Here is a 25,328-nt window from a genome sequence, read left to right on the forward strand (position 1 = left end):
GCGAAACCCCTGCAGTGGCGCGCGCGTTCTCGGGCGAAAGAGGAGAGCCGCATGAAATACTACGTCAACACCGAGGCGCGCGACGACGGCACACACGTGATGCATGCCGAGACCTGCCAGTTCCTGCCCAATGCCGACAAGCGCAAGGCCCTGGGGGACTACGCCAATTGCGATACCGGGCTGAAGCACGCGCGGGACGCGTTCGACACCGTCACGCCCTGCAACACCTGCTGTTCCGACTGTTCCGGATGACCCCCGGCGGGGGTCACGGCCCTGTCACACGAGCCTGCCATACAAGCGGTCATGGAACCGAGGGACATAGCATGCTTGGACTGTCACTGACCCGCCTGGGCGAAATCCGGCTGTCCCGTCCGCGGCTTTTGCGCGGGCGCGCCGACCCGTTCAGACCCCCGACCGGTGCGCAGGCCCGGCTGGAGGACGCCGCAAGGCGCGCGCTGGTGCTCGACGACACCGGCCCGTCGCCGGACGACCCCGAGGCCGCTCCCGCACCGCGCTTCCCCGGTTGAGCCCGCCCCGGCGCCGCAGTAGCGTCGCGCCATGGACCTGATCGACGATCCGCAGCCGGGCGAAAACGCCCACGAATATACCGTCTCCGAGATCTCGGGCGCGGTGAAACGCGTGCTCGAGGGCGAGTTCGGCCGCGTCCGCGTCAAGGGCGAGGTGGGGCGCGTCTTCGTGGCGCGCTCGGGGCATCTCTATTTCGATATCAAGGACGACCGTGCCGTGCTGGCCTCGGTCGCGTGGAAGGGGCAGGTGGCGGCGCTCGCCACCCGGCCGGAAGAGGGGATGGAGGTCGTCGCAACCGGTCGGCTGACCACCTTTGGCTCGCAATCGAAATACCAGCTGAACGTGGATGACCTGCGCCCGGCGGGCGTCGGCGCCCTGATGGCGATGCTGGAGAAGCGCAAGAAGGCGCTCGAGGCCGAGGGGCTTTTCGACCCCGCGCGCAAGCGGCCCACGCCGTTCCTGCCCGAGGTCATCGGCGTTGTCACCTCGCCCTCGGGCGCCGTGATCCGCGACATCCTGCACCGGCTGCGCGACCGCTTCCCGCGCAAGGTGCTGGTCTGGCCCGTGGCGGTGCAGGGCCGGGATTGCGCGCCGCAGGTGGCCCGCGCGATCGAGGGCTTCAACGCGCTGACGCCCGGCGGGGCCCTGCCGCGTCCGGACCTGTTGATCGTCGCCCGCGGCGGCGGGTCGATCGAGGATCTGTGGGGCTTCAACGAAGAGATCGTCGCCCGCGCGGCGGCGGCCAGCGGCATCCCCCTGATCTCGGCCGTGGGGCACGAGACCGACACCACGCTGATCGACTACGTCTCGGACCGCCGCGCGCCGACGCCCACCGCCGCCGCCGAAATGGCCGTGCCGGTGCGGTTGGAGCTTCAGGCCATGTTGGACGACCAGGGCGCGCGGCTGTCGCGGGCCCTGCATCGCGGCGTCAGCGACCGGCGGCGGCGGCTGGACGACCTGGGCCGCGCCCTGCCGCGACCCGATTCGCTCCTGTCGCCGGCGCGGCAGCGGCTCGACCTGGCCGAAACCCGGCTGGACGCCGCGCTCGCCGCACGGGTGTCGCGCGCCCGCGCCCGGCTGGTCGAGGCGGCGGCCGACCTGCGGCCCGGCAACCTGCGCCGCGCCATCGAGAACCGCCGCGCGCGGATCGACCTGCTGGCGGGGCGGCTGGCGCCCGCGCTGGCGCGCTCGGTGCGGCAGGGGCAGGGGCGGCTGGACCAGGTGGCCGCACGCTTGCCGTCGCTCGCGCCGCCGCGCGACGCGGCGGGCCTGCGCCGCAAGCTCGACGACCTGGGCGCGCGCATGGCGCGCGGTTGGACGGCCCGACAGCGCACCGACCGGGATCGGCTCGCCGCGCTCGAACGCCTGCGCCAGTCCCTGGGCTACGAGGCGACGCTGTCGCGCGGTTATGCCGTGGTGCGCGGTGGCGGTGCCGTCGTGACCACGGCCAAGGCCGCCCGCGCGGCGCCGGAATTGGAGATCGAGTTCCGGGACGGCCGGATGAAACCGGTTGCCAAACCGGCGCGCGGCACGAAGAAGCCCAAGGACGATCCGCCCCAGCAGGGCAGCCTGCTCTGACGGCCGATCAGACGCCCAGGTTGGGCGCGGGGCATTTCAGCGGCTCGTCGCTGGCGCGCGTCTCGTAAAGCTCGGATCCCGGCGGGTCGCCCGCGAAGCGCGCCGTCAGGCCGCTGGACGTCAGGAAGAACGTCCAGCATTGCGGGCCTGTCCCGTCGGTGTACTCGAAGCAGATCTGTTCGCCCTGGGGGTACCAGAAGCCTTCCTTGCATTCGTCATCGAGGAACGACCAACTGACCGTGCGGCCCGGATGATATTCCTCGATCCCGTAGGAGATTCCGTTCGACGCGTAGTAGAGCGTGCGGCCCTCGGTATAGGCCTCGAATTCCTCGGCGGTCATGGGCGTCTGGGCCAGGGCCGGACCGATGGAAGCGAGCAGGGCGAGGGTGGCGGCGATGCGTTTCATGCGGCCCCTTCTGCCACGGGTCGCGCGGCGTCGCCAGCGGCAGACTGTTGCCACGCGCGGGCCCGCGGATCCATCAGCCGACGCCAGAGCGGCGGCACGCAGGCCACCGCCGCCATGATCGGCAGCGACCGGGGCAGGCGCGGCGCCGTATCGGCGTCGGGCAGGCGCAGCTGCGGAAAGGGGCGCGCGGGGTGGGCGTGGTGGTCGGAGTGGCGCGGCGCCTGCAACATCATCGCGCCCGAATACGCCTGCGGCGCGTTCCAGCTGTGGGCCGGTCCGACCGGCGCATAGCGGCCCGGCGCGATCTCGGCCCGGGCCAGACCATAGTGCTGCACGTAATCCGACAGCAGGATCTGCGCCTGCGCGCCGACGCAGATCAGCACGTACCACGCCACGCCCGCGATACCGCCGACGGCGGCGGTTAGCGTGAGGCAGGCGATGGCCCCGCCGACATAGACGAGATACGGGTCATGCCGACGCCACGCGTCGCCGTGGCGCGCGCGCAGCATCCGCGTCTCGGCCGCGTGGCCCGCACGGAATCCGCCCCACCAGGCGCGTGGCGCGTAGGCGAAGAACGTCTCGCCCAGCCGCGCGGTGGCCGGGTCCAGCGGCGTCGCGACCCAGCGGTGATGCACCTTCGGATGGGCCGAGGCATGGTGTCCGTACAGCAGCGCGATGAAGGCCGCGCGTCCCAGCCAGGCCAGTGCGCGCCGGGGCCGGTGGATCAGCTCGTGCGCGTTGGCATTCCCGATCTGGCCCAGCCACAGGATCGCGGCATAGGCCGACAGCGCCTTTTCGACCGGGCTCAGCGCCGGGCCGGACAGCGCCGCCACCAGCAGCGGCACCAGCGCCAGGTGCGCCACCGCCAGGGCCACCGACAGGCCCGTTTCGACCGGGAATTCCTGCGCAGCGTCGTCCGGCATCTCGAGCTCGGCGATCATGCGGTCGAGCAGGAAGACCACGCCGGTCATGCTCAGGACGGCAACCAGCGTCCAGGGACCGCCCAGCGCCAGCCCCGCCAGCAGGCAGGCCAGCGGCCCCAGCGTGGCCGCGAAGAACAGCGTGCGTGCGCCCGTCATGGGCCTCCTCCTTGGTGGTCGGCCCCAGTGTCGGGGCGGCATGGTCCGAGTAAAATCATAAGCGCGTGACCCGGTCACGGCGGGCCGTGGGCGAAATCACGCCTTTTGTGACCCGAAAGGCGTCGCTTTTGGCTTGGGCGCGCGCGCGGCGCCGGGCTAGGACGGGCGGGCAGGAGGGGCGCACATGCTGGATCAACGCGACGGTATCGGGAAGGCCCGGAAGGGCCGGGGACGGGCCACGCCGAAGGGGCGGCAGCTGGACGACGCGGCATTGGCCGAGGTGCAGCGTCTGCTGGGTGACAGGCCCCGGCGCCGCGACCTTCTGATCGAGCATCTGCACCTGATTCAGGACGCCCACTGCCACCTGTCCGCCGCCCACATGCGCGCGCTGGCCCACGAGATGCGCCTGTCGCAGGCCGAGATCTGGGAAGTGGCGAGCTTCTACGCCCATTTCGACCTGGTGAAGGAAGGTGAGACGCCGCCGCCCGCGCTGACCGTGCGGGTCTGCGACTCGCTCGCCTGTGAACTGGCGGGGGCGCAGGCGCTGAAGCAGGCGCTGGAGGACGGCATGGACCCGGCGGCGGTGCGCGTTGTGCGCGCGCCCTGCATGGGCCGCTGCGACACGGCCCCGGTGGTCGAGCTGGGGCACAACCATATCGACTTCGCCACGCCCGAAATGATCCGCGACGCCATCAATACCGGCGACACGGAAGTGCACATTCCCGACTACCAGGGGTTTGAGTCCTACCGCGAGGACGGTGGTTACAGCACTTTTGCGACATTGCGCGACGGCGGCGACTGGGAAGCGGTGCAGCAGACCGTGCTGGATGCCGGGGTCCGGGGTCTCGGCGGTGCCGGTTTCCCGTCGGGCAAGAAGTGGGGCTTCGTGCGCGCCAACGAGGGTCCGCGTTATCTTGCGGTGAACGCCGACGAGGGCGAGCCGGGGACCTTCAAGGACCGCGCGCTGATGGAGACGGCGCCGCACCTGATGCTGGAAGGCATGCTGATCGCCGCCTGGGCCGTCGAGGCCGAACGCTGCTTCATCTACATGCGCGACGAGTATCCGGCGTCCCTGGAAATCCTGCGGCGCGAGATCGCGGCATTGGAGGACGCTGGTCTCATCGCCCCGGGATATGTCGATCTGCGCCGCGGCGCGGGGGCCTATATCTGCGGCGAAGAGTCGGCGATGCTGGAATCCATCGAGGGCAAGCGCGGCATTCCGCGTCACCGCCCGCCCTACGTGGCGCAGGTGGGGCTGTGGGGGCGTCCCACGCTGGTCCACAATGTCGAAACCCTGGCCTGGATCACCCGCGTGCTGCGCGAAGGCCCCGAGGTCCTCACATCGGTTGAGCGCAATGGCCGAAAGGGGTTGCGCAGCTACTCGGTCTCGGGCCGGGTCGCCGCGCCGGGCGTCTACCTGCTGCCCGCCGGGTCGACCATCGCCGATATCATCGAGGCCGCCGGCGGCATGGCCGAGGGCCACGTGTTCAAGGCCTACCAGCCGGGCGGACCGTCCTCGGGGCTGCTGCCCGCATCGATGGACGACATCCCCATGGATTTCGACATGCTGCAGGAACACGGCAGCTTCATCGGCTCGGGCGCCGTGGTCGTCCTGTCCGACCGGGGCAGCGCCCGGGCGGCGGCGCTGAACATGATGCGGTTCTTCGAGGACGAAAGCTGCGGCCAATGCACCCCGTGCCGGGTGGGCTGCGAGAAGGCGGTCAAGCTGATGCAGGCCGACGCGTGGGACCGCGACCTTCTTGGCGATCTCTGCACCGTCATGGCCGACGCGTCGATCTGCGGGCTGGGGCAGGCCGCGCAGAACCCCATCAAGCTGGTGCTGAAGCATTTCCCCGACGAGGTCTGACCGCGTCCCCGCGCGGTCGCCCGGCCTTTCAAATCACGCGGATCCGGCCTAGGTGAAGGGACGTACACCACAGGCGGGGTCCCATTCGTGTCGTTCTTCAACAAGCTGAAATCCAAGCTCTTCAAGTCGTCCTCGAAGCTGGACGAGGGGATCGACGCGATCGTCGAGGATGGCGGCGAGGTGGCCGAGGCCGAGGCCGAGCCGCAACCCCCTGTCGAGGAGGTCGCCAGCACGCCCCTGCAAACGGCGACCGAGCCCGCGCCGGAGCCGTCCGAGCCCGAGGAGACGCCCGAACTCGACCCCGTGCCGGACCATCCGCCCGCAGCGGTGCCCGACCCGGTTCCCGACATTGAGCCGGAGCCCGAGCCCGAGCCGACGCCAGAACTCGAGCCCACGCCAGAACCTGCGCCGCAGCCCGACCCTCAGCCGGAGCCGGAACCGCAGCCTGAACCAAAGCCGGAGCCCGAGCCGGAACCGCGCCCCGCGCCCACGCCGCCGCCCGCGCCGGACCCGTTCCCGCGGCCGCAGGACCCGCGCCCCGCCGATGCGCCGCCCGAGGTGCCCGCGCCGCAGGCCCCGCCCGAGGCGCCAGCCCAGCCGACCCCGATCGAGATTCCCGATGACACGCCGCCGCGCGCCGAGGCCCGCCAGTCCGGCCTGCTGGGCCGCCTGTTCGGGCGCCGCGACGCGGCCCCCGTCATGCGCCGCCCGCTGGACGACGACATGCTGGAGCAGCTGGAAGACCTGCTGATCACCGCCGACATGGGGGTCGAGACCGCCGCGCGCGTGACGTCCAACATGGCCGAGGGGCGGTTCGGCAAGCGGCTGTCCACCGCCGAGATCAAGGCGCTGCTGGCGCAGGAGATCGCGCGAATCATGGAGCCGGTGGCCAAGCCCCTGCCGATCTATTCCAAGCGCCCGCAGGTGGTGCTGGTCGTGGGCGTGAACGGGTCGGGCAAGACCACGACCATCGGCAAGCTCGCCTCGCAGTTTCGCGCCGCCGGGAAGAAGGTCGTGATCGCCGCCGGCGACACCTTCAGGGCCGCGGCGGTCGAGCAGCTCCAGGTCTGGGGTGACCGCGCGGGCGTGCCGGTGATGACGGCGCCGCAGGGCAGCGACCCGGCCAGCCTGGCCTTCGACGCCATGACCAAGGCCGAGGCCGACGGCGCCGATCTGCTGATGATCGACACCGCCGGGCGGCTTCAGAACCGGGCCGACCTCATGGAAGAGCTGGCCAAGATCGTCCGCGTCATCCGCAAGAAGGACCCCGAGGCGCCGCACAACACGGTTCTGGTCCTGGATGCGACCACCGGCCAGAACGCGCTGAGCCAGGTGGAGATCTTCCAGAAACTCGCCGATGTCTCGGGGCTGGTGATGACCAAGCTGGACGGGACCGCGCGCGGCGGCGTGCTGGTGGCGCTGGCCGACCGGTTCGGCCTGCCGATCCACGCCATCGGTGTGGGCGAGCAACTCGACGACCTGGCGCCGTTCGACCCCGAGGAATTCGCCGCCGCCCTGACCGGGGCGGATGCGTGAGGACCGCCGGTCAGTCCGATGACCGAGCGTCCTCGATCCGGCCGATGACCCCCACAACGACAGACACGATGACCGTCGCCATGGCGGCGAGCGGGATCTGCCCCGCGCCGCAGGCAAGCCCGATGGCGCCGCACAGCCACAGCGACGCGCCGGTGGTGATGTTTCGAACCTGTCCGCCCGACGTGAAGATGATGCCCGCGGCCAGGAACGCGACGCCGGCGGTGACCGCCTCGATCAGGCGCAGCGGATCGACCCGCAACTCGCCGTCGCCGCCGCCCGCCGACAGGAAATCGATGGTCGACAGCTGCGCGCCGACGACGATGAACAGGCACGCGGCGATGGACACCAGCATGTGGGTGCGCAGGCCGGCGGGCTTGTCGCTGCGCTCGCGCTCCCAACCGACGATGCCGCCAAGGATCGCCGCCAGCATCAGGCGGATGAAGGCGACGACCGGCGGCACGGTGCTGAAGGATCCGTTCAGCTCATCGACGATGGTGGCCCACATGGTCCGCTCCTCCGGCTTGCTCTCGGGTCACAACGATGCGGCGCGGCGCCCGTTCCAGCGGAGCCCTGCATGGACGCACTGACAGGGCTGGAAGGGACCGACGCCGGGCACGGTCTTGCGCTGGTCCTCGCGCTGACGGCCGCATTGCTGCACGCGATCTTCGGGGCGCTTCAGAAGGGGCGGCATGACCCGTGGCTGAGCCGCATGGTCATCGACGCGAGCTACGGCCTCATGGCGCTGCCCATCGCGCTGTTCCCGGTGCCGTGGCCCGAGCCGCATATGTGGCCGATCTTCGCCGGCGCCTTCGTCATCCACGCGACCTACAAGCTGCTGCAGGGGCTGTGCTATACCAAGGGGGCCTACACGGTGGTCTATCCGGTGGTGCGCGGCACCGGGCCGCTTTTCGCCGTGATCGGCGCCAGCATCGTCTTCGGCGAGCGGTTCACGGCCCTGCAATGGGCTGGTGTGGCGACCCTGCTGGCGGGGATCTATGGGCTGGCCGCCTACAACCTGCGGCACTGGACGGTGGACCGCGAGACGATGCCGCTGGCGCTGGGCCTGGCCGTGGTCACCGGGCTGTTCGTCGCGCTCTACACGACCTACGACGCCTACGGCATCCGCGCGACGGCGAACCCGTTCACCTTCCTCGCCTGGTTCTTCCTGATCGACGGGCTGGGCTTCGCGCCGCTGGTCGCGTGGTTCCACCGCCGCAAGGTGGCCGAGGTGACCGACTGGGCCAGCCTGGCCCGGCGCGGCGTGATCGGCGGGCTGGTGGCCTTCGGCAGCTTCGGGTCGATCATGCTGGCCACGAGGCTCGACAAGGTGGGCGAGGCGGCGGTGCTGCGCGAGACCTCGACCGTTTTTGCCGCATTGATCGGCTGGCTGATGCTGGGTGAAAAAACCGGGCCGCGGCGGCTGGCGCTCATGGCGCTGATCGCGATAGGTGCGGTCATCGTGGAATTCAGCGGATAGGGAAACCATGGCGGAAGATTCGAAAAAGGGCTTGGTGACGGCGCTGGAGCTGGGCCCCGTGGCCCTGTTCTTCGTGGGCTACCTGCTGCTGCGCGACCGGACGTTCACTGTGCTGGGGCAGGAATACACCGGCTTCATCCTCATGACCGCGCTCTTCATCCCGATCCTGATCGTGTCCATGGCGCTGATCCGTCGGATCACCGGGCATCTGTCGAAAATGCAGGTGATGACGCTGGTTCTGGTGGTGGTCTTCGGCGGCCTGACCGTGTGGCTGAACGACGAGCGGTTCTTCAAGATGAAGCCCACGCTCATCTACCTGATCTTCGGGGTGATCCTGCTGGTGGGCCTGCTGCGCGGCCAGAGCTACCTGCGGATGCTGATGGAGGGCATGGTCCCGCTGGACGACACCGGTTGGATGATCCTGACCCGCCGGTTCTGCGCCTTCTTCTTCGCGCTCGCCGTGGCGAACGAGCTGGTCTGGCGGCTCATGTCCACGGACGCCTGGGTGAACTTCAAGACCTTCGGGCTGACGGGCGCGATCTTCGTGTTCTTCATCTTCCAGGGGAAGCTGTTCCAGGAACACGGGACGGGCGAGGGCGACTAGCCCTTGCGCTGAAACAGCCGGTCCTGCGCGTCCGCGTCCTTCTGGAACGCCTTCCGCTTGTCCAGATGCAGCCCCGTCCCGGTCTTGACCGCCGGGCGGGCGGCGACCGTTTCGAGCCAGCGGGCAAGGTGGGGCTTGTCGTCCAGCGTCTGCTCCTGTCCCTCCCACAGCGATGCCCAGGGATAGATCGCCATGTCGGCGATTGTGTAGTCGTCGCCGGCCACGTACTCCCGGTCCGCCAGCCGCCGGTCCAGCACGCCGTAAAGCCGCGCGACCTCGCCGCGATAGCGGTCCTTGGCGTAAGCGATATCCTCGGGCGCGTATTTCAGGAAATGGTGCGCCTGGCCCGCCATGGGACCCACGCCGCCCATCTGCCACATGAGCCACTGGTCCACCTCGGTCCGCGCCCGCTCGGTCGCGCCGCCGAAGCTGCCCGTTTTGCGGGCGAGGTATTGCAGGATGGCGCCCGACTCGAAGATCGAGATGGGCTGCCCGTCCGGGCCGTCGGGGTCGGTGATCGCGGGGATGCGTCCGTTGGGCGACACGGCCAGGTAGGCGTCGGTCCGCTGGTCGCCCGCGCCGATGTCGATAAGCTCGACCCGGTAGGGCAGGCCGAATTCCTCCAGCGCGATGGACGTTTTCCAGCCATTCGGCGTGGGCCAGTAATACAGCGTGATCTCGGACATGGCGTGCTTTCCCCTCGGCCGTCTTGACCGTTCCCCGGCGCCGCAGTATCGGATGCAGCGTGGCGATTTGTACACCGGATTGCGGGCCACGTTAAACATGCCGCTAAAGAGGTCGGGATGTTTCCCCGCTTCGTGATCGGTGGGGCAAACGTCGAAAGGGACCCCATGAGTGACAGTTGGAACCACCGGACCCGCGCGGTCCATGCAGGCACGCGCCGCAGCCAGTACGGCGAGGTGAGCGAGGCGATCTTCCTGACCCAGGGCTTCGTCTATGACAGCGCCGAGGCCGCCGCCCAGCGGTTCGAGAGCCTGGGCGAGGACGAATTCATCTACGCCCGCTACGGCAACCCGACCGTGGCCATGTTCGAGGAACGCATCGCCTCCATCGAGGGCGCCGAGGATGCCTTCGCCACCGCCAGCGGCATGGCGGCGGTGAACGGCGCGATGATGTCGATGCTGAAGGCGGGCGACCACGTGGTGTCGTCGCGCGCGCTGTTCGGGTCGTGCCTCTACATCCTCGAAGAGATCCTGACCCGCTTCGGGGTCGAGGTCACCTTCGTCGACGGCACCGATCTGGACCAGTGGCGCGACGCGATCCGGCCCGACACCAAGGCCGTGTTCCTGGAGACGATCAGCAACCCCACGCTCGAGGTGATCGACCTGCGGGCGGTGGCCCGGCTGGCCCACGCGGCCGGGGCGACGGTGGTGGTCGACAACGTCTTCGCCACGCCGATCTTCAGCCGGGCCTTCGAGATGGGGGCCGACGTGGTGATCTATTCGGCGACCAAGCATATCGACGGCCAGGGCAGGGGCCTTGGTGGCGTCATCCTTGGCAGCCGCGAGTTCATCCGCAAGACGGTCGAGCCGTACCTGAAGCACACGGGTGGGGCGATGTCGCCCTTCAACGCCTGGATGATGCTCAAGGGCCTCGAGACGCTGGAGCTGCGCGTGCGCGAACAGGAACGCACGGCGCGGCATCTGGCCGCAGCGCTGCAGGGCCACAAGGGCCTGTCGCGGGTGATCTACCCGGGGCTTCCGGACCATGCCCAGGCGCAGGTCGTGGCCGAGCAGATGGGCGGCGCGGGCACGGTCATCGCGCTGGACGTGACGGGGGGACGCGACGCCGCCTTCCGGGTGCTGAACGCGCTGAAACTGGTCACGATCTCCAATAATCTCGGGGATGCGAAGTCCATCGTGACCCATCCGGCCACCACCACGCACCAGCGGCTGAGCGAGGCGCAGCGCGCGCATCTGGGCATCACCGACGGGCTGCTGCGGCTGTCCGTGGGGCTGGAGGATGCGGGCGATCTGATGGCCGACCTGACCGCCGCGCTGGACGTCATTTGACATCCTGATGGCGCGGCGCGTCTGGATTTCGGGACGCCCGCGCCTACATGCCCGTTGCTCGGAACGGGGCGAGGACAAGGGCATGAACATACATCTTCACGACCACGACGGGGACATGTCACGGCAGGAGGCGCAGCGCCTGATGGCACGGCTGCGCGCCTGGGCCCGATCAGCGGACCCGGATGATCTTGCAACGCTCGACCCGGCGATTCGATCCCTCGCCGGTGGCCTGGGCGACGATTACCCGGCGCTGGACGATGTCTACGACGATACCTTCCGCGCCGATGCCGCGTATCGCGCGACGATGCCCGACCTGCAGAACGGCCCCGCCTCGCTGATCGAGGGCGCACCGCGCCAGATCCAGCACGTCGGCATAAGCAATTTCCGTCTGCCCATTCGGTTTCGCACCCGCGACAACGGCGACCTGACGCTCGAAACCTCGGTGACGGGCACCGTGAGCCTGGAGGCCGAGAAGAAGGGCATCAACATGTCGCGCATCATGCGCACCTTCTATCGCCGCGCCGAGGAAACCTTCAGCTTCGCGGTGATCGAGGCGGCGCTGGACGACTACAAGGCTGACCTCGAGAGCTTCGATGCGCGCATCCAGATGCGGTTTTCCTTCCCGATGAAGGTGGAAAGCCTGCGCTCGGGGCTGACGGGATACCAGTATTACGACTTCGCGCTCGAACTGGTCGAGAAGGCCGGGGTGCGCCGCAAGATCGTCCATCTCGATTACGTCTACTCGTCGACCTGCCCCTGTTCGCTGGAACTGAGCGAGCACGCCCGGCGCGAGCGGGGCCAGCTGGCCACCCCGCATTCCCAGCGTTCCGTCGCGCGAGTGTCGGTGGTGCTGGACGAGGGCGACGATACCCTGTGGTTCGAGGACCTGATCGACCTGTGCCGCGCCGCCGTGCCGACCGAGACGCAGGTGATGGTCAAGCGCGAGGACGAACAGGCCTTCGCCGAGCTGAACGCCGCCAACCCGATCTTCGTCGAGGACGCCGCGCGGCTTTTCGCGTTGCAATTGCAGGACGAGCCACGCGTCGGTGATTTCCGCGTTGTCGCCTCGCACCAGGAAAGCCTGCACAGTCACGATGCCGTCAGCGTCCTGACCGAGGGCCCGACCTTCGACCACGACAGCCTTGACCCGCGGCTGTTCGCGACGCTGTTCCACGTGGGGTGAGCCAGGGCAACGCGCGCTGGGCCGGCGCCGACGACCGCACGGCGCTGGACCTGACGTTGCCCGATGGCGGACGGGCGCGGTTCCGGCCGCTGGTCCCCGACGATGCGCAAAGCCTCGAGCGCGGGTTCGAGCTGCTGTCGCAGCAGTCGCGCTACATGCGGTTCCTGCGCGACAAGCCCGAATTGAGCGGCCCCGAGATCACCGCCTTCACCACGCCCGACGGGACCGAGCACGAGGCGATCGGCGTGGCGCTGCTGGATGCCGATGGCGGCGAAACGCCGGCCGGGGTCGCGCGCTACTATCGCACACGGGACGCGAAGGCGGCCGAATTCGCCCTGACCGTGATCGACCACGCCCAGTCGCGACGGCTGGGCGCGCTGCTTCTGGGCTTCATCGCGGGTGTCGCGCGGGATAGGGGGATCGCTCGGTTCCTCGCGTTGGTGCATCGCGACAACCACGTGATGCGCCATATCCTGTCGGATCTCGGCGCTGTCACGGGCTCGCGGCTGGGCGATGACGTGGAGATCGTCCTGCCATTGCAGCAGGACGCGGCCGATTACCCGGCCACGCCCTCGGGCGATGCGATGCGGATGGCACAGAATGCGCGGCAGCGGCGCGATGTGCCCTGACAGCCGCGCGCCGGGCGTGTTAAGCAGCACTTCGGCGAACGGGCGAAAGGCGCATCCATGAGCGACCGGATTTGGCGATGCCGCTGCGGCGCGGTCGAGGCGACGGTCGCCCAGGTGCCGCAAAGCGGTGTGCCCGCCGTTTGCTATTGCACCGATTGCCGCGCCTTCGCCCGCCTGCATAGCGCTGCGGATACCCTTGATACGGCGGGTGGCGTCGCCCTCTATTCCACCACGTCCGACCGGCTGCGCATCCTGCAAGGGGCCGAGCACCTCGGGTGCCAGCGTCTGACCCGTCGCGGGCCGTTGCGCTGGTTCACGACCTGCTGCGACACGCCGCTGGGCAACACCGCACCGTTCCGCGGCGTGCCGTTCTTCAGCCTGATGACCGCGGGTCTTGAGGACGCGCCCAAACCGCGCGTCCGGCTGCATCGCGGATCGGCGACCGGCCGGGTGCCGCGCCCCCATGGCAGCCTTTACGCGCTGGCACTGGGCGTCGCGCGCCGCGTTCTCGCCTCCCGCCTGTCGGGCCGTTGGCGTGACACGCCGTTCTTCGACGCGGACGGCCGCCCGGTGTCCAAGCCGGGCCGTCCGGACGGGGATGACCTGCGTCTCGCCTACGGGGCCCGGACATGAGCGGCACCGCGGCGACCCCCTCTGCCCACACCTTCGACCTGCGGCCCGTCGGCTACCTGATCGGGCTTCTCGTCACCTGCCTTGGCGCGACCATGCTGGTGCCCTTCGCCGTCGACCTGGTGGTGGGCAACGGGCAGTGGCCGGTCTTCCTGCAATCCGCCGTGCTGACCATGCTGGTGGGCGGGCTTGCCGCGCTGGCCTGCGCGTCGGGCAACACGGGTCGGCTGGGCCTGCAACAGACCTTCCTGCTGACCACGGGCGTCTGGGTGGCGCTGCCCATCTTCGGTGCGATTCCGTTCGTGCTGGGGCCGCCCGATGCCACGGTGACCGACGCGTTCTTCGAGGCGATGTCGGGCATGACCACGACGGGCAGCACCGTTTTCTCGGGGCTCGACAGCCTGCCGGCGGGCGTCCTGCTGTGGCGGTCGATGATGCAGTGGTTCGGCGGCATCGGCATCGTCGTCGTGGCCATGGTGTTCCTGCCCGAGCTGCGCATCGGCGGCATGCAGATCTTCCGGACCGAGGCCTTCGACACGCTGGGCAAGATCCTGCCCCGCGCGGCCGAGATCGCCAGCCAGATCAGCTGGATCTACGTCATCATCACCTTCGCCTGCTTCCTGACATATATCGCCGTCGGGATGAGCGGCTTCGACGCGATCAACCACGCGCTGACCACCGTTTCGACGGGGGGCTTCTCGACCACCGATGCCTCGTTCGGGGCGTTCCAGGGGGCGCCTGAATACGTTGCGTCGGTGTTCATGTTGCTGGCGAGCCTGCCGTTCGTTCGCTACGTCCAGCTGATCGCGGGGCAGGCGCGCCCGATTTTCCGCGACAGCCAGATCCACGCCTATCTGGCCATCATCGCGAGCTTCACGATTGTCCTGGCCGTGTTCCAGATGTGGGTGGACGAGTTCGCGGTCGAGCCGTCCCTGCGCGAGGCCGTGTTCAACGTCACCTCGATCATCTCGGGCACGGGATACGCGTCGGTCAACTACCAGCTCTGGGGCGGCTTCGCGATGGTCGCCTTCTTCGTGCTGGGGCTGATCGGCGGTTGCGCCGGGTCGACCAGCTGTTCGGTGAAGGTCTTTCGCTACCAGATCCTGCTGTCGGCGATCGCGGTCCAGATCCGCCGCATCCACGCGCCCCACGGTGTCTTCGCCCCCCGGTTCGAGGACCGGCGCGTGACGCCCGAGGTGCTGAGCTCGGTCATGGCCTTCTTCGTGCTGTTCATCGTGTCCATGGGCGTGCTGGCCGTCGCGCTGGGCCTGACGGGGCTGGACATGGTCACGTCGCTGTCGGGCGCGGCCACGGCCATCGGCAACGTGGGGCCGGGTCTTGGCCCGATCATCGGCCCCTCGGGGTATTTCGGCCCGCTGAACGACACCGCGAAATGGCTGCTGATCGCCGGGATGCTCGTGGGCCGGCTGGAGCTGATGGCGGTCTACGTGCTGTTCACCAGCGCGTTCTGGAAGATCTGAGGCGCGCCTACCCGTATCTGTCGAACCAGCTCGGGACCGTGTCGCCGGGTGCGGAGCGCGCATGATAGACCGCCCGCGCGATGGCGCGTGACAGGCACAGCGCGGCGGCGTGCCCCAGCGTCAGGAGGCCCGCGGCGTCCGGCGCGTCGCGCAGCCCGGTCGCGGCAGCGAAGACCAGGTCCCCGTCGAAGGGCGTGTGCGACGGCAGGATCGCGCGGGCCATGCCGTCATGGGCGACCATGGCCAGCCGCGTGGCCTGCGCCTTGTCGAGCCGCGCATCGGTGGCCACCACGGCGATGGTCGTGTTGGCCCCCTTCACCAGCGAGGGCAGGTCCATCCCGCCGGGTGCCGGGGGTAGGCCACGTGCGCCGAACTCGTCTCCCTGCTCGAAAGCGGCGGCCCAGAACTGGCCGGTGTCGGGGTGCACAACGCTGCCCACCGGGTTCGCCGCGACCAGCGCGCCCACGGTGGTGCCGTCCGGCAAGACCGCCGAGGCCGAGCCGATCCCGCCCTTGATCTTGCCCGCCACGGCCCCCGTTCCTGCGCCGACGCTGCCAAGTTCCACGTCGGGGCCCGCGCTTTCCACCGCGCGGCGGCCGAGGTCGGGATAGGGGCTCTCGGTCCAGCCGTGATCGCCGCCAGCGGCCAGGTCGAACAGGATCGCCGCCGGCACGATGGGCACGCGCACGTCGCCCACGGCGAAGCCGCGCCCGCGTTCACGCAGCGCGGCCATCACGCCGTCCGCCGCCGACAGACCGAAGGCCGAGCCGCCCGACAGGACCAGCGCGTCGACGGCCTGGACCGTGTTCTCGGGCGCCAGGAGGTCGCAGTCCCGCGTGCCCGGGGCGCCGCCCATCACGTGGACCCCCGCGACCATGGGCGCGTCGCCCAGCACCACGCTCACGCCGGATTTCAGCGTCTCGTCCCGGGCCTGCCCGACACTCAGGCCAGCCACGTCGGTGATCGCGTTGCGCGGTCCGGGGGCGAAAGGATGCTCCATGGGGCCGATGGTGGCGCCGCGCGGCAGGGCTTGCAAGGCCGGCGTCGCGCGGGCAGTAATCGGGTCACGAGCGCGGGCGATGGCGTCGCCCGCCGATGGCTCCGATCCGTCCTGAACGCCGGGACGCATTTGGTCAGGAGGCATGCGACATGACCGACACCCGACAGGATTTCTATCGCTTCCACAACGGCGAGAAGGCGCCTTTGCCCTTCGCGTCCGAGGAATATGACGCGCGGCTGACGGGGCTGCGCGGCATCATGGCGGCGCGCGGCGTCACGGCGGCGGTGCTGACCTCGATGCACAACATCGCCTACTATTCAGGCTTTCTCTACTGCGCGTTCGGGCGGCCCTACGCCCTGGTGGTGACGGCCACCGACAGCGTGGTGATCGGCGCGGGCATCGACGCGGGCCAGCCGTGGCGGCGCTGTCACGGCGACGCGATCACCTATAGCGACTGGCGGGGCGACAACTTCTGGCGCGCGGTGGTCCACGTCGCGGGGCGGGGCGCCCATGTGGGGGTCGAGGGCGATCACCTGACACTGGTGCAGCGCGGCAAGCTGGACGGGTTTCTCAGCCCCGCCCAGGTCACCGATATCGCCCCGGACACCATGGCCCAGCGGATGGTCAAGTCAGCAGCCGAGATCGAGCTGATCCGCGCGGGCGCGGCGGTGGCCGATATCGGCGGCTATGCCATCCGCGACGCGGTGCGCGAAGGCGCGCGCGAGATCGATATCGCCATGGCGGGCCGCGACGCCATGGAGACCGAGATCGCCCGCCGTTTCCCGCAGGCCGAGTATCGTGACACCTGGGTCTGGTTCCAGTCGGGCCTGAACACCGACGGCGCGCACAATCCGGTCACCGCGCGCCAGCTGCGCCGCGGCGATATCCTGTCGCTGAACTGCTTTCCCATGATCTCGGGCTACTACACGGCGCTGGAGCGCACGCTCTTCGTGGGCGAGGTCGACGACGCGTCGCTGAAGATATGGGAGGCCAACGTCGCGCTGCACGAATACGGGCTGTCGCTGATCCGGCCCGGTCTCTCCTGCGCCGAGATCGCCCACAAGCTCAACGATTTCCTGGCCGAGCGCGACCTGCTGCAATACCGCACCTTTGGCTACGGCCATTCGTTCGGGGTGTTGTCGCATTACTACGGCCGCGAAGCGGGGCTTGAGCTGCGCGAGGATATCGACACGGTGCTGGCCCCCGGGATGGTGGTCAGCATGGAGCCGATGCTGACCCTGCCCGAGGGCACGCCTGGCGCGGGCGGCTACCGCGAGCACGATATCCTCGTCGTGGGGGAAGATGGTGCTGAAAACATCACCGGCTATCCCTACGGCCCGGGGTTCAACGTGGTGGGCTGACGCCCGGCGGCGTGACGGGCGGAACAGGGGCTGTTAGGGTCGGCAGGACGTTTCATGACGGGGACGACCTTGCCTGCCCGAGTTTTCAGCCCCCAAGGGGCCCGCCCGTGACGCTGCATCTCGTCCTGCCCGCCATCCTGATCGCGGCGCTGGGCTGGGCCGTGCCGCGCGTGCTGGCGCGGTTCTTTCCCGAGGGTGTGAAGCCGCTCCTGCTGCTGGCGGCCGTCGCCGTCCTGCTGATGTGGCTGATCGCCGCCGCCGGCTTCGCGGTGCTCTACGCTCTGACCCCGCCGACACTGCCCGATGGCTTTGCCGCGGTTCTCTATTGCCTGCGCCTCGGCCTGATCTCGGCGCTGATCTGGTTGCCGGTGCTGGTGCTCAGCGTTGCGGGGTTGCCCCGCCGCTGGACCAAGGCCACATGGTAGCCGGACAAGGGGGGCGATCATGCGCTACGTGAAATGGACGTTGATCCTGGGCTGGCTGCTCGCGGTGTTCGCCGTGCTGCACTACACCCTGCCGCAGCGCGACATCGTGCGGATCGTCAATACCGAGATCCGGCGCATGGATTTCGGCACCAACTCGATCTTCTGGGCGGGCGGCGACACCGGCAGCGGCGAGGCGGGGGTGAACCGCGACATCCGCTTCATCGAGGCCGTGAACCCCGACGGCAGCCCGCAAGTCTATCGCAACGAGGATACCGGCTGGGGCTGGCCGCCGTATTTCAAGCTGGACAGCTCGGACCTGCAGGCGCAGGCGGCGGATCTGATCTCGACCCGCGACGCGCCAGTCTGGGTGGCGGTGACCCACTACGGCTGGCGGTCGCAGTTGCTGACGACCTTTCCCAACGCGGTGAAGGTGCGGCAGGTGAGTGGGCCGGATGCCAGCTTCGTGCCGTGGTTCAACATCGTGTTCCTGGTCGTGCTGGCGCTGATCGTCGCGATCCTGTGGCGCACATGGCTGAATTTCCGCCGTCGCCGGATCGACCCGCTGGTCGAGGACGCGTCCGAGACCTGGGACCAGGTCGAACTGCGCGCCGCCGACAAGCGCCGGATCTGGCGCCGCTGGGTGGATCGCTGGACCGGCAGGGACAAGGGCTGAACGCGGGGGCGTCGCGTGCGGCGTTGGATCAGGCCCAGGTGCCGGAGACGGCGTCGCGGATCGCCTTGATGTTCTTCGCATAAGGTTCAGGATCGTCCACCGACCCGCCCCGGAACACGGCCGAGCCCGCCACCAGCACGTCGGCCCCGGCCTGCACGACCTTCGGCGCGGTCTTGGGATCGATCCCGCCGTCGATCTCGATATGCAGGGGGCGGTCACCGGCCATGGCGCGCAGCTCGGCGATCTTGCCGGTCATGTCCAGGAAGCTCTGGCCGCCGAAGCCGGGGTTCACGGTCATCACGCAGACGAGGTCCACGAGGTCGAGCACGTGGGCCACGGCGCTGGCCGGCGTGCCGGGGTTCAGCGCCACGCCCGGCCGCATGCCGGCCGCGCGGATGGCCTGCAACGTCCGGTGGATATGCGGTCCGGCTTCCACGTGCGCGGTCAGGATGTCGGCGCCCGCGTCGGCGAAGGCGTCGATATAGGGATCGACCGGCGCGATCATAAGGTGCACGTCCATCACGCCCTTGATATGCGGGCGGATCGCCTTGGCCATGGCCGGACCGAAGGTCAGGTTCGGCACGAAATGCCCGTCCATCACGTCCACGTGGATCCAGTCGGCGCCCGCCTGCTCGACCGCGCGGCATTCGGCGCCGAAATTGGCGAAATCGGCGGCGAGGATCGACGGAGCGATGAGGGTCTGGGACATGGCGGCCTTCCTTCGATGGGCGCGCGCCGCACCGGGCGCGTTCGGTGCCGCCTGCATAGCGCCAAGCGTCCGCCGCCGGTAGCCCACCGTGGGGGAAAGCTTGCGGCGTGGGGGGACATTTGGCACAAGGGCTGCCTGAAAGGATTGACCATGTCCGACCCTGCCATCCAGCTGAACGCCCACGCCCACGCGCGCAACCCGGGATTGCCCTTCGATCTCGACCGGGTGCGCGCCGTGCAGGCCAACACCTCGGCGATCGAGCGTCGCGCGGCGTCGCTGCCCGGACGCCGGTCGGTCAAGAAGGACTGGCAGGCGGCGTGGCTGCTGCGCGCGATCACCTGCATCGACCTGACCACGCTGGCCGGTGACGACACCGCCGGCCGTGTGCGCCGCCTGTGTGCCAAGGCGCGCCAGCCGGTGCGCGCGGACCTGCTCGAGGCGCTGGGCATGGGGCCGATCACCGTGGGCGCCGTCTGCGTCTATCACGACATGATTGAACCGGCGATCGAGGCCCTTCAGGGCAGCGGGATCCCCGTCGCGGCCGTCTCCACCGGCTTTCCGGCGGGCCTGTCGCCGCTGGACCTGCGCATCGCCGAGATCGAGCGCAGCGTACAGGCCGGCGCGTCCGAGATCGACATCGTCATTTCGCGCCGCCACGTGCTGACCGGGAACTGGCAGGCGCTCTATGATGAAATGCGCGCCTTCCGTGCGGCGTGCGGACCGGCGCACGTCAAGGCGATCCTCGCCACGGGCGAGTTGGGCTCGCTGCGCAACGTGGCCCGCGCGTCGCACGTGTGCATGATGGCGGGGGCCGATTTCATCAAGACGTCGACCGGCAAGGAGTCGGTGAACGCGACCCTGCCGGTGAGCCTGGTAATGGTCCGCGCGATCCGCGAATACCAGCGCCAGACCGGCGTGAAGGTCGGCTACAAGCCCGCGGGCGGCATCTCGAAGGCGAAGGACGCGCTGACCTATCTCGCTCTGATGAAGGACGAACTGGGCGACGACTGGCTGCGGAACGATCTTTTCCGCTTCGGCGCCTCGTCGCTTCTGGGCGATATCGAGCGGCAGCTCGAACACCATGTCACCGGGCGCTATTCGGCCGGGCACCGTCACGCGCTGTCGTAGGCGGCGCTTTCAAGGTATTTTCGGAAAGGTGAAGCCATGACAGTGGCCGAGATCTTCGAAACGATGGACTACGGCCCCGCGCCGGAAAGCAGCGCCGAGGCGATGGCGTGGATCGACGGCCATGGCGGCCGGTTCGGCCTGTTCATCGACGGCGCGTTCACCGACCCGGGCAGCAGCTTCGACACGCGCAACCCGGCGACCGGCAAGACGCTGGCGCAGGTGACACAGGCCACGTCCGAGGACGTCACGGCGGCGGTGACGGCGGCCCGCAAGGCCCAGCCGGGCTGGGAGAAGCTGGGCGGACCGGGCCGGGCGCGGATCCTCTACGCGCTGGCGCGGATCATCCAGAAACAGTCGCGGCTGTTCGCGGTTCTCGAAAGCCTCGACAGCGGCAAGCCGATCCGCGAAGCGCGCGACATCGACGTGTCGCTGGTGGCGCGGCATTTCTATTACCACGCGGGCATGGCGCAGCTCATGGAAGACGAGTTGCCGGGCGCGCGGGCGCTGGGCGTCTGCGGCCAGGTGATCCCGTGGAACTTCCCCTTGCTGATGCTGGCCTGGAAGGTCGCGCCGGCGCTGGCCATGGGCAACACCGTCGTGCTGAAACCCGCCGAGTGGACGCCGCTGACGGCGCTGGCCTTCGCCGACCTCGCGCGCGAGGCGGGGCTGCCAAAGGGCGTTCTGAACATCGTGACCGGCGACGGCGCGGTGGGCGAGGCCGTGGTGGCCGCGGACGTGGACAAGGTCGCCTTCACCGGCTCGACCGAGGTGGGCAAGGCCATTCGCCGCGCCACCGCCGGCAGCGGCAAGGCGCTGACGCTGGAACTGGGCGGCAAGTCGCCCTTCATCGTGTTCGACGACGCCGATCTCGACTCGGCGGTCGAAGGCATCGTCGACGCCATCTGGTTCAACGGCGGGCAGGTCTGCTGCGCCGGATCGCGGCTGATCGTGCAGGAAGGCATCGCCGAGGATTTCCACGAGCGTCTGCGCACCCGCATGGCCAAGCTGCGCGTGGGTGATCCGCTGGACAAATGCATCGACATGGGCGCCATCGTCGACCCGGTGCAGCGCGACCGCATCGCGGCCATGGTCGACGGGACGACGGGCCAGGTGCATCGCGGGGACGCGCCCGAGGGCTGTTTCTACCCGCCGACGCTGATCACCGGGCTCGACCCCGCCGATCCGCTGATGCAGGACGAGATCTTCGGCCCGGTCCTGGTCGGCACCACCTTCCGCACCCCGGCCGAGGCGGTGAGCCTCGCCAACAACACGCGCTACGGCCTGGCGGCGACGGTCTGGACCGAGAACGTGAACCTGGCGCTCGACATCGCGCCCAAGCTCGCCTCGGGCATCGTCTGGGTGAACGGCACCAACATGATGGACGCGGCGGCCGGTTTCGGCGGCGTGCGTGAAAGCGGCTTCGGCCGCGAAGGCGGTTGGGAAGGGCTGCGCGCCTACGTGAAGGGCCCCGAGGGCAAGGCGCTGAAGCCCGTCGCGCCGGTGGCCGCGCCGAAGGAGGCGAAGGTCACGGGGCTGGACCGGACGGCGAAACTTTACGTCGGCGGCAAGCAGGCGCGGCCCGATGGCGGCTATTCGCGCGCCGTGTGGTCGCCCAGGGGCGCGCTTCTGGGGCATGTGGGCCTTGCCAATCGCAAGGACCTGCGCAACGCGGTCGAAGCGGCGCGCGGGGCAGGGGCGTGGTCGAAGACCACGGGGCATCAACGCGCGCAGATCCTGTATTACATGGGCGAGAACCTGTCGGCCCGCGCGGGGGAATTCGCCGCCCGGATCAGCGACATGACCGGGGCCACCGCCAAGCAGGCCGAGACCGAGGTCGCGGCCAGCGTCGACCGGCTGTTCACCTGGGCGGCCTGGGCCGACAAGTACGACGGTCGCGCCAAGGGCGTGCCGATCCGCGGCGTCGCGCTTGCCATGAACGAGCCGGTGGGCGTCATCGGCCAGTTCGCCCCGGACGAGATGCCGCTTCTGGGCCTGATCTCGGTCATCGCGCCGGCCATGGCCATGGGCAATCGCACGGTGACCGTCGCCTCGACGGCCTATCCGCTGGCGGCCACGGATTTCTACCAGGTGCTCGAGACGTCCGACGTGCCCGGCGGGGTGGTGAACATCCTGACCGGCGACGCGACCGAGCTGGCCGCGCAGATGGGCGGGCACATGGACGTGGACGCGGTCTGGTCGTTCTCGTCGTCGGATATCTCGGCCACGATCGAGGCCGAGTCGGCGCACAACCTGAAACGCACCTGGGTCAACAATGGCCGTGCGCGGGACTGGTCGGTGACCGACGCGCACACCTTCCTCGCGCAGGCGACCGAGGTGAAGACGGTCTGGATTCCCTACGGCGAGGGCTGACCCGGGTCGCCTTCGACATTCCGGGGATCAGAAGCGTTTGATGGTCACGCCGTCGGATTCGAGCCGCGCGCGCAGGGTGCGGGCGGCGGCGACCGCCGACGGCTCGTCCCCGTGCAGGCAGATCGTGTCGATCCGCGCCTCGATCTCGCGGCCCGAGGCGGCGATGATGGCGCCCTGTCGCACCATGGCGCTGATCCGCTCGGCCGCCTCGTCGGCATCGGTGATCATCGCGCCGGGCGTGCCGCGCTGGATCAGCGTGCCGTCGTCGTTGTAGCCGCGATCGGCGAAGATTTCGCAGGCCATGTTGGCGCCAAGGGCCTCGGCCGCCTCCTGCATGGGGGTCGCGGCCAGCACCATGATGATGAGATCCGGGTCCACCTGCAGCGCCGCGTCATAGGCGCGCCGCGCCAGTTCGCCGTCCACCATGGCCATGTTCGACAAGGCGCCGTGCAGCTTGAGGTGTCGCACCGCGCCGCCGGCGGCCTTCGCCATCGCCTGCGCGGCGCCCAGCTGGTACTGCACCAGGTGGGCGACCTCGTCGGGGCGCATGGTCATCTTGCGCCGCCCGAAGCCCTGGAGGTCGGGAAAGCCCGGATGCGCGCCGATGCCCACGTCGTTCTTCACCGCCCGCGCCATGGTCGCGGCCATCATGTCCGGATCACCCGCGTGGAACCCGCAGGCGATGTTGGCCGAGCTGATGATGTCCAGAAGCGCGGTGTCGTCGCCCATCTTCCAGGGGCCGAAGCTTTCGCCCATGTCGGCGTTCAGATCGACGGTGGTCATTGCGTGTCTCCTGTCTCGGGGCGGCCGGCGGTGACGCCGGAGATGAGTTGATAGCTCAGCAGGTCGCGCATCTTGGCCGGGTCGCGCACCAGCGGGCGCACCGCCTTCTTCAGCGCGGTCAGCTGCGCGTCTTCGGACTGGTGAGCGGCGAGCGCGGCGTCGCGGTCGACGAAGGCAAAGCGCAGCTTCGCGCCCGGCGCGGCCTGCGCGGCCTTCGGCAGGTCCACGGGCAGGACGCTGCCGATGCGGGGATAGCCGCCGGTGGTCTGGCACTCGGGCAGCAGGATGTAGGGCGTGCCCTCACCGGTCATCTGGATGTCGCCCGGCACGATGACCTCGGACACGAGACCCAGCTGGTCACGGGTGGCGAAGGGCGCGCCGTCGTGTTTCAGGCGCACGCCCTGCCGGTTGCCGCGCTGGTCCCGGGTGAAGGTCGTCTCGGTGAACCGCTCCAGGTCCTCGCGCGCGAACAGCGCCGTGTGGGTCGATGGCAGGATTCGGATGTCGCCGCCCTTGAACCGGTCCGAAACCTCGAGGATCTGCTCGACCGGGCCGCCCTTGTCCTTGCCCATGGGCAGTTCTGTGCCGGTCTCCAGCTTCGGTCCCAACCCGAGGGCAAGGTGGGCCGCGCGGCTGCCGAGGATTGGCGCCGTGTCGATACCGCCGCCGACGCTCAGGTAGGACCACACGCCCGACGTCGCGGGGCCGAGCGCAAGGGTCTGTCCCGGCTTCACCAGGTGCGATGCCGACCAGCGCAGCGGCTCGCCGTCGAGGCTGGCGCGCATGGGCGCACCGGTCAGCGCGATGCGCGTCGGGGCATCGACGGTGAAGCTTCCGCCCATGGCCGACAGCTCCAGCGCGGCGAGATCGGGCGACTGCTCCAGCAGCGCGGCGCCCTCAAGCAACGCGAGCCGGTCGGCCGCGCCGCCGCGCGACAGGCCCTGGCTCAGCCAGCCGCGGCGGCCGAGATCCTGCACCGACGCGCCGGGTCCGATCTTGTGCACCGTAAGCTTGGTCATCGGATCGCCTCGTGGGTGGCGCCCGCGAGCGGTTTTTCGGCCAGGCGCTCCAGTTCGTCGGCAGAGACGGCCCGCAGCTGCACCTCGTCGCCGGGTGCGAAGGCGATGGGGCGGTCGGAATCGTCGGGCCGGAACGCCTTGAAGCGCGTCATGCCCACCTGACGCCAGCCCGTGGGTCCCGAGGTGGCGAAGATGATGAGCTGGCGCACAGCGGTGACCACGGCGCCTTCCTTGACGGTCGGGGTCAAGTCTTTCTGGCGGGCGAGATCCCAGTGGTCGTCCATCTGCCCGAGATAGGCCTGGCCCGGCGCGTATCCCAGCGCCAGCGCGCGCAGGGGCCGCGCGCAGATCTCGCGCACCGCGGCCTCGACGCTCAGACCGGCGAGCTCGGCCGCGTCGGCCAGCTGCGGGGCGTGGTCCCCCTCGAAGCTGGCCGGGACGGTCCAGAGCGTGCGGTTCGCCGGAAGATCCGCGGCCAGCCAGTCGCGATCCGCAAGGATTTCGCGCAGCCGCGCCTGCAAATCCGCCGGCGGCAAGGTCGCGGGGTCGAACGAGACATAGGCCGAGCACAGCGACGTTGCCGTTTCGCGCAGGCCGGGCCACCCTTCGGCATCGATCCGATCCCGGAAGGCGAGTGCCGCGCGATTCGCGGCGTCGTCCATCCGGTCGGAAAAGGTGATGAGCATCCCGTCCAGCCCCAGGGGCGTCAGGCGGGGCGGGTCGGAGCGGTCGAAAAGAGTATCCGGCAGGCTCATTTCCCTGGCGCCTCGTGTTACCTCAATCGAAACATTGACGATATGATGATAAAGTGTCAACGTTCCGCCAATAA

Annotated in this window: 26 protein-coding genes and 1 riboswitch; of the genes, 17 read left to right on the forward strand and 9 right to left on the reverse strand. The window is 69.4% G+C overall.

Features of this window, described 5'->3' with window-relative positions; all coding sequences use genetic code 11:
- Positions 1-51 precede the first annotated feature (51 nt).
- The 3 genes from BUB76_RS15745 (at position 52) to xseA (ending at position 2,106) form a co-directional block, all read left to right on the forward strand.
- Positions 52-252, forward strand: a complete 201-nt coding sequence (locus BUB76_RS15745; protein ID WP_073129868.1) for a hypothetical protein — start codon at positions 52-54, stop codon at positions 250-252.
- A 71-nt stretch (positions 253-323) separates the two neighbouring features.
- Positions 324-527, forward strand: coding sequence for a hypothetical protein (locus tag BUB76_RS15750; protein WP_073129870.1), 204 nt, complete (start codon positions 324-326; stop codon positions 525-527).
- Between the two features lie 31 nt (positions 528-558).
- Positions 559-2,106 (forward strand): exodeoxyribonuclease VII large subunit, encoded by a 1,548-nt coding sequence (gene xseA, locus BUB76_RS15755; RefSeq protein ID WP_073129873.1) that lies wholly within the window; start codon positions 559-561, stop codon positions 2,104-2,106.
- 7 nt (positions 2,107-2,113) lie between these two features.
- On the opposite strand, the gene BUB76_RS15760 is transcribed toward xseA, so the two are convergent.
- On the reverse strand, positions 2,114-2,512 hold the full coding sequence (locus BUB76_RS15760; RefSeq protein ID WP_073129876.1) for a hypothetical protein: 399 nt from the start codon (positions 2,510-2,512) through the stop codon (positions 2,114-2,116).
- Positions 2,509-3,591: an alkane 1-monooxygenase gene (locus BUB76_RS15765; RefSeq protein ID WP_073129878.1), complete on the reverse strand. Its 1,083-nt coding sequence runs from the start codon at positions 3,589-3,591 to the stop codon at positions 2,509-2,511. Before BUB76_RS15765 ends, BUB76_RS15760 begins: the two co-directional genes overlap by 4 nt.
- Positions 3,592-3,775: 184 nt before the next feature.
- Here BUB76_RS15765 and BUB76_RS15770 point away from each other — a divergent pair, with 184 nt between their 5' ends.
- Both BUB76_RS15770 and ftsY read left to right on the forward strand, forming a co-directional pair.
- Positions 3,776-5,458 carry an NAD(P)H-dependent oxidoreductase subunit E gene (locus tag BUB76_RS15770; RefSeq protein WP_073129881.1) on the forward strand — a complete coding sequence of 561 codons (1,683 nt, stop codon included), beginning with the start codon at positions 3,776-3,778 and terminating at the stop codon, positions 5,456-5,458.
- 87 nt (positions 5,459-5,545) lie between these two features.
- Positions 5,546-6,994: a signal recognition particle-docking protein FtsY gene (gene ftsY, locus BUB76_RS15775; protein ID WP_073129884.1), complete on the forward strand. Its 1,449-nt coding sequence runs from the start codon at positions 5,546-5,548 to the stop codon at positions 6,992-6,994.
- Positions 6,995-7,004: 10 nt separating this feature from the next.
- On the opposite strand, the gene BUB76_RS15780 is transcribed toward ftsY, so the two are convergent.
- Positions 7,005-7,499: an MgtC/SapB family protein gene (locus BUB76_RS15780; RefSeq protein ID WP_073129886.1), complete on the reverse strand. Its 495-nt coding sequence runs from the start codon at positions 7,497-7,499 to the stop codon at positions 7,005-7,007.
- A 69-nt stretch (positions 7,500-7,568) separates the two neighbouring features.
- Here BUB76_RS15780 and BUB76_RS15785 point away from each other — a divergent pair, with 69 nt between their 5' ends.
- Both BUB76_RS15785 and BUB76_RS15790 read left to right on the forward strand, forming a co-directional pair.
- Positions 7,569-8,471 carry an EamA family transporter gene (locus BUB76_RS15785; RefSeq protein ID WP_073129888.1) on the forward strand — a complete coding sequence of 301 codons (903 nt, stop codon included), beginning with the start codon at positions 7,569-7,571 and terminating at the stop codon, positions 8,469-8,471.
- 7 nt (positions 8,472-8,478) lie between these two features.
- Positions 8,479-9,075: an inner membrane-spanning protein YciB gene (locus tag BUB76_RS15790; protein ID WP_073129891.1), complete on the forward strand. Its 597-nt coding sequence runs from the start codon at positions 8,479-8,481 to the stop codon at positions 9,073-9,075.
- Here the strand turns inward: BUB76_RS15790 and BUB76_RS15795 are convergent.
- Positions 9,072-9,761 carry a glutathione S-transferase family protein gene (locus BUB76_RS15795; RefSeq protein ID WP_073129893.1) on the reverse strand — a complete coding sequence of 230 codons (690 nt, stop codon included), beginning with the start codon at positions 9,759-9,761 and terminating at the stop codon, positions 9,072-9,074. The two genes, BUB76_RS15790 and BUB76_RS15795, sit on opposite strands and share 4 nt — an antisense overlap.
- A 49-nt stretch (positions 9,762-9,810) precedes the next feature.
- A riboswitch (SAM riboswitch) is annotated at positions 9,811-9,889 on the forward strand.
- 37 nt (positions 9,890-9,926) lie between these two features.
- Here BUB76_RS15795 and metZ point away from each other — a divergent pair.
- From metZ to BUB76_RS15820, 5 genes are all read left to right on the forward strand, one after another.
- Complete coding sequence (gene metZ, locus BUB76_RS15800; protein ID WP_073129960.1) at positions 9,927-11,108, forward strand: O-succinylhomoserine sulfhydrylase; 1,182 nt, start codon at positions 9,927-9,929, stop codon at positions 11,106-11,108.
- A gap of 142 nt (positions 11,109-11,250) precedes the next feature.
- Positions 11,251-12,291 (forward strand): GTP cyclohydrolase FolE2, encoded by a 1,041-nt coding sequence (gene folE2, locus BUB76_RS15805; RefSeq protein ID WP_373280062.1) that lies wholly within the window; start codon positions 11,251-11,253, stop codon positions 12,289-12,291.
- Complete coding sequence (locus BUB76_RS15810) at positions 12,288-12,920, forward strand: GNAT family N-acetyltransferase (protein ID WP_073129898.1); 633 nt, start codon at positions 12,288-12,290, stop codon at positions 12,918-12,920. Before folE2 ends, BUB76_RS15810 begins: the two co-directional genes overlap by 4 nt.
- Positions 12,921-12,977: 57 nt before the next feature.
- Positions 12,978-13,553: a DUF6151 family protein gene (locus BUB76_RS15815; protein WP_073129900.1), complete on the forward strand. Its 576-nt coding sequence runs from the start codon at positions 12,978-12,980 to the stop codon at positions 13,551-13,553.
- On the forward strand, positions 13,550-15,031 hold the full coding sequence (locus BUB76_RS15820) for a TrkH family potassium uptake protein (RefSeq protein WP_073129902.1): 1,482 nt from the start codon (positions 13,550-13,552) through the stop codon (positions 15,029-15,031). Before BUB76_RS15815 ends, BUB76_RS15820 begins: the two co-directional genes overlap by 4 nt.
- Before the next feature lie 7 nt (positions 15,032-15,038).
- Here the strand turns inward: BUB76_RS15820 and BUB76_RS15825 are convergent, their stop codons facing one another.
- Positions 15,039-16,031 carry a P1 family peptidase gene (locus BUB76_RS15825; RefSeq protein ID WP_073129904.1) on the reverse strand — a complete coding sequence of 331 codons (993 nt, stop codon included), beginning with the start codon at positions 16,029-16,031 and terminating at the stop codon, positions 15,039-15,041.
- A gap of 149 nt (positions 16,032-16,180) precedes the next feature.
- Between BUB76_RS15825 and BUB76_RS15830 the strand changes: the two genes are divergently transcribed.
- The 3 genes from BUB76_RS15830 to BUB76_RS15840 all read left to right on the forward strand — a co-directional run bounded on the left by BUB76_RS15830 (position 16,181) and on the right by BUB76_RS15840 (position 18,490).
- The gene (locus BUB76_RS15830; RefSeq protein ID WP_073129906.1) at positions 16,181-17,392 is read left to right on the forward strand and encodes an aminopeptidase P family protein; all 1,212 of its coding nucleotides are present in this window, start codon (positions 16,181-16,183) and stop codon (positions 17,390-17,392) included.
- 107 nt (positions 17,393-17,499) lie between these two features.
- A complete protein-coding gene (locus tag BUB76_RS15835) occupies positions 17,500-17,817 on the forward strand; it encodes a hypothetical protein (protein ID WP_073129909.1) in 318 nt (105 codons plus the stop codon).
- A gap of 19 nt (positions 17,818-17,836) precedes the next feature.
- The gene (locus BUB76_RS15840) at positions 17,837-18,490 is read left to right on the forward strand and encodes a DUF1523 family protein (protein WP_073129913.1); all 654 of its coding nucleotides are present in this window, start codon (positions 17,837-17,839) and stop codon (positions 18,488-18,490) included.
- A gap of 28 nt (positions 18,491-18,518) precedes the next feature.
- Here BUB76_RS15840 and rpe read toward each other — a convergent pair whose 3' ends face one another.
- Positions 18,519-19,199: a ribulose-phosphate 3-epimerase gene (gene rpe, locus BUB76_RS15845; protein WP_073129918.1), complete on the reverse strand. Its 681-nt coding sequence runs from the start codon at positions 19,197-19,199 to the stop codon at positions 18,519-18,521.
- A gap of 150 nt (positions 19,200-19,349) precedes the next feature.
- On the opposite strand from rpe, the gene deoC reads away from it, so the two are divergent.
- Together deoC and BUB76_RS15855 are read left to right on the forward strand one after the other, a co-directional pair.
- The gene (gene deoC, locus BUB76_RS15850; RefSeq protein WP_073129922.1) at positions 19,350-20,327 is read left to right on the forward strand and encodes a deoxyribose-phosphate aldolase; all 978 of its coding nucleotides are present in this window, start codon (positions 19,350-19,352) and stop codon (positions 20,325-20,327) included.
- 36 nt (positions 20,328-20,363) lie between these two features.
- The gene (locus BUB76_RS15855; protein ID WP_073129926.1) at positions 20,364-22,697 is read left to right on the forward strand and encodes an aldehyde dehydrogenase family protein; all 2,334 of its coding nucleotides are present in this window, start codon (positions 20,364-20,366) and stop codon (positions 22,695-22,697) included.
- A gap of 27 nt (positions 22,698-22,724) precedes the next feature.
- Here BUB76_RS15855 and BUB76_RS15860 read toward each other — a convergent pair whose 3' ends face one another.
- From BUB76_RS15860 to BUB76_RS15870, 3 genes are read right to left on the reverse strand one after another with little or no spacing between them, the layout of a single operon-like run.
- Positions 22,725-23,480, reverse strand: coding sequence for a LamB/YcsF family protein (locus tag BUB76_RS15860; protein ID WP_073129929.1), 756 nt, complete (start codon positions 23,478-23,480; stop codon positions 22,725-22,727).
- Positions 23,477-24,499, reverse strand: a complete 1,023-nt coding sequence (locus tag BUB76_RS15865; RefSeq protein WP_073129932.1) for a 5-oxoprolinase subunit C family protein — start codon at positions 24,497-24,499, stop codon at positions 23,477-23,479. Before BUB76_RS15865 ends, BUB76_RS15860 begins: the two co-directional genes overlap by 4 nt.
- Positions 24,496-25,254 carry a 5-oxoprolinase subunit B family protein gene (locus BUB76_RS15870; protein WP_073129935.1) on the reverse strand — a complete coding sequence of 253 codons (759 nt, stop codon included), beginning with the start codon at positions 25,252-25,254 and terminating at the stop codon, positions 24,496-24,498. The genes BUB76_RS15865 and BUB76_RS15870 overlap by 4 nt, the downstream gene beginning before the upstream one ends.
- Positions 25,255-25,328: the final 74 nt, after the last annotated feature.

The organism is Palleronia salina, assembly GCF_900141995.1.
GTDB classification, from domain to species: domain Bacteria; phylum Pseudomonadota; class Alphaproteobacteria; order Rhodobacterales; family Rhodobacteraceae; genus Palleronia; species Palleronia salina.

Coding starts and splice junctions, on each gene's coding strand:
- BUB76_RS15780 (WP_073129886.1), bottom strand. CDS start 7,499: ATGTGGGCCACCATCGTCGATGAGCTGAACGGATCCTTCAGCACCGTG.
- BUB76_RS15840 (WP_073129913.1), top strand. CDS start 17,837: ATGCGCTACGTGAAATGGACGTTGATCCTGGGCTGGCTGCTCGCGGTG.
- rpe (WP_073129918.1), bottom strand. CDS start 19,199: ATGTCCCAGACCCTCATCGCTCCGTCGATCCTCGCCGCCGATTTCGCC.
- BUB76_RS15760 (WP_073129876.1), bottom strand. CDS start 2,512: ATGAAACGCATCGCCGCCACCCTCGCCCTGCTCGCTTCCATCGGTCCG.
- BUB76_RS15820 (WP_073129902.1), top strand. CDS start 13,550: ATGAGCGGCACCGCGGCGACCCCCTCTGCCCACACCTTCGACCTGCGG.
- metZ (WP_073129960.1), top strand. CDS start 9,927: ATGAGTGACAGTTGGAACCACCGGACCCGCGCGGTCCATGCAGGCACG.
- BUB76_RS15860 (WP_073129929.1), bottom strand. CDS start 23,480: ATGACCACCGTCGATCTGAACGCCGACATGGGCGAAAGCTTCGGCCCC.
- BUB76_RS15790 (WP_073129891.1), top strand. CDS start 8,479: ATGGCGGAAGATTCGAAAAAGGGCTTGGTGACGGCGCTGGAGCTGGGC.
- BUB76_RS15795 (WP_073129893.1), bottom strand. CDS start 9,761: ATGTCCGAGATCACGCTGTATTACTGGCCCACGCCGAATGGCTGGAAA.
- BUB76_RS15855 (WP_073129926.1), top strand. CDS start 20,364: ATGACAGTGGCCGAGATCTTCGAAACGATGGACTACGGCCCCGCGCCG.
- BUB76_RS15870 (WP_073129935.1), bottom strand. CDS start 25,254: ATGAGCCTGCCGGATACTCTTTTCGACCGCTCCGACCCGCCCCGCCTG.
- deoC (WP_073129922.1), top strand. CDS start 19,350: ATGTCCGACCCTGCCATCCAGCTGAACGCCCACGCCCACGCGCGCAAC.
- BUB76_RS15865 (WP_073129932.1), bottom strand. CDS start 24,499: ATGACCAAGCTTACGGTGCACAAGATCGGACCCGGCGCGTCGGTGCAG.
- BUB76_RS15815 (WP_073129900.1), top strand. CDS start 12,978: ATGAGCGACCGGATTTGGCGATGCCGCTGCGGCGCGGTCGAGGCGACG.
- BUB76_RS15830 (WP_073129906.1), top strand. CDS start 16,181: ATGACCGACACCCGACAGGATTTCTATCGCTTCCACAACGGCGAGAAG.
- BUB76_RS15785 (WP_073129888.1), top strand. CDS start 7,569: ATGGACGCACTGACAGGGCTGGAAGGGACCGACGCCGGGCACGGTCTT.
- xseA (WP_073129873.1), top strand. CDS start 559: ATGGACCTGATCGACGATCCGCAGCCGGGCGAAAACGCCCACGAATAT.
- BUB76_RS15770 (WP_073129881.1), top strand. CDS start 3,776: ATGCTGGATCAACGCGACGGTATCGGGAAGGCCCGGAAGGGCCGGGGA.
- folE2 (WP_373280062.1), top strand. CDS start 11,251: ATGGCACGGCTGCGCGCCTGGGCCCGATCAGCGGACCCGGATGATCTT.
- BUB76_RS15765 (WP_073129878.1), bottom strand. CDS start 3,591: ATGACGGGCGCACGCACGCTGTTCTTCGCGGCCACGCTGGGGCCGCTG.
- BUB76_RS15745 (WP_073129868.1), top strand. CDS start 52: ATGAAATACTACGTCAACACCGAGGCGCGCGACGACGGCACACACGTG.
- BUB76_RS15750 (WP_073129870.1), top strand. CDS start 324: ATGCTTGGACTGTCACTGACCCGCCTGGGCGAAATCCGGCTGTCCCGT.
- BUB76_RS15825 (WP_073129904.1), bottom strand. CDS start 16,031: ATGGAGCATCCTTTCGCCCCCGGACCGCGCAACGCGATCACCGACGTG.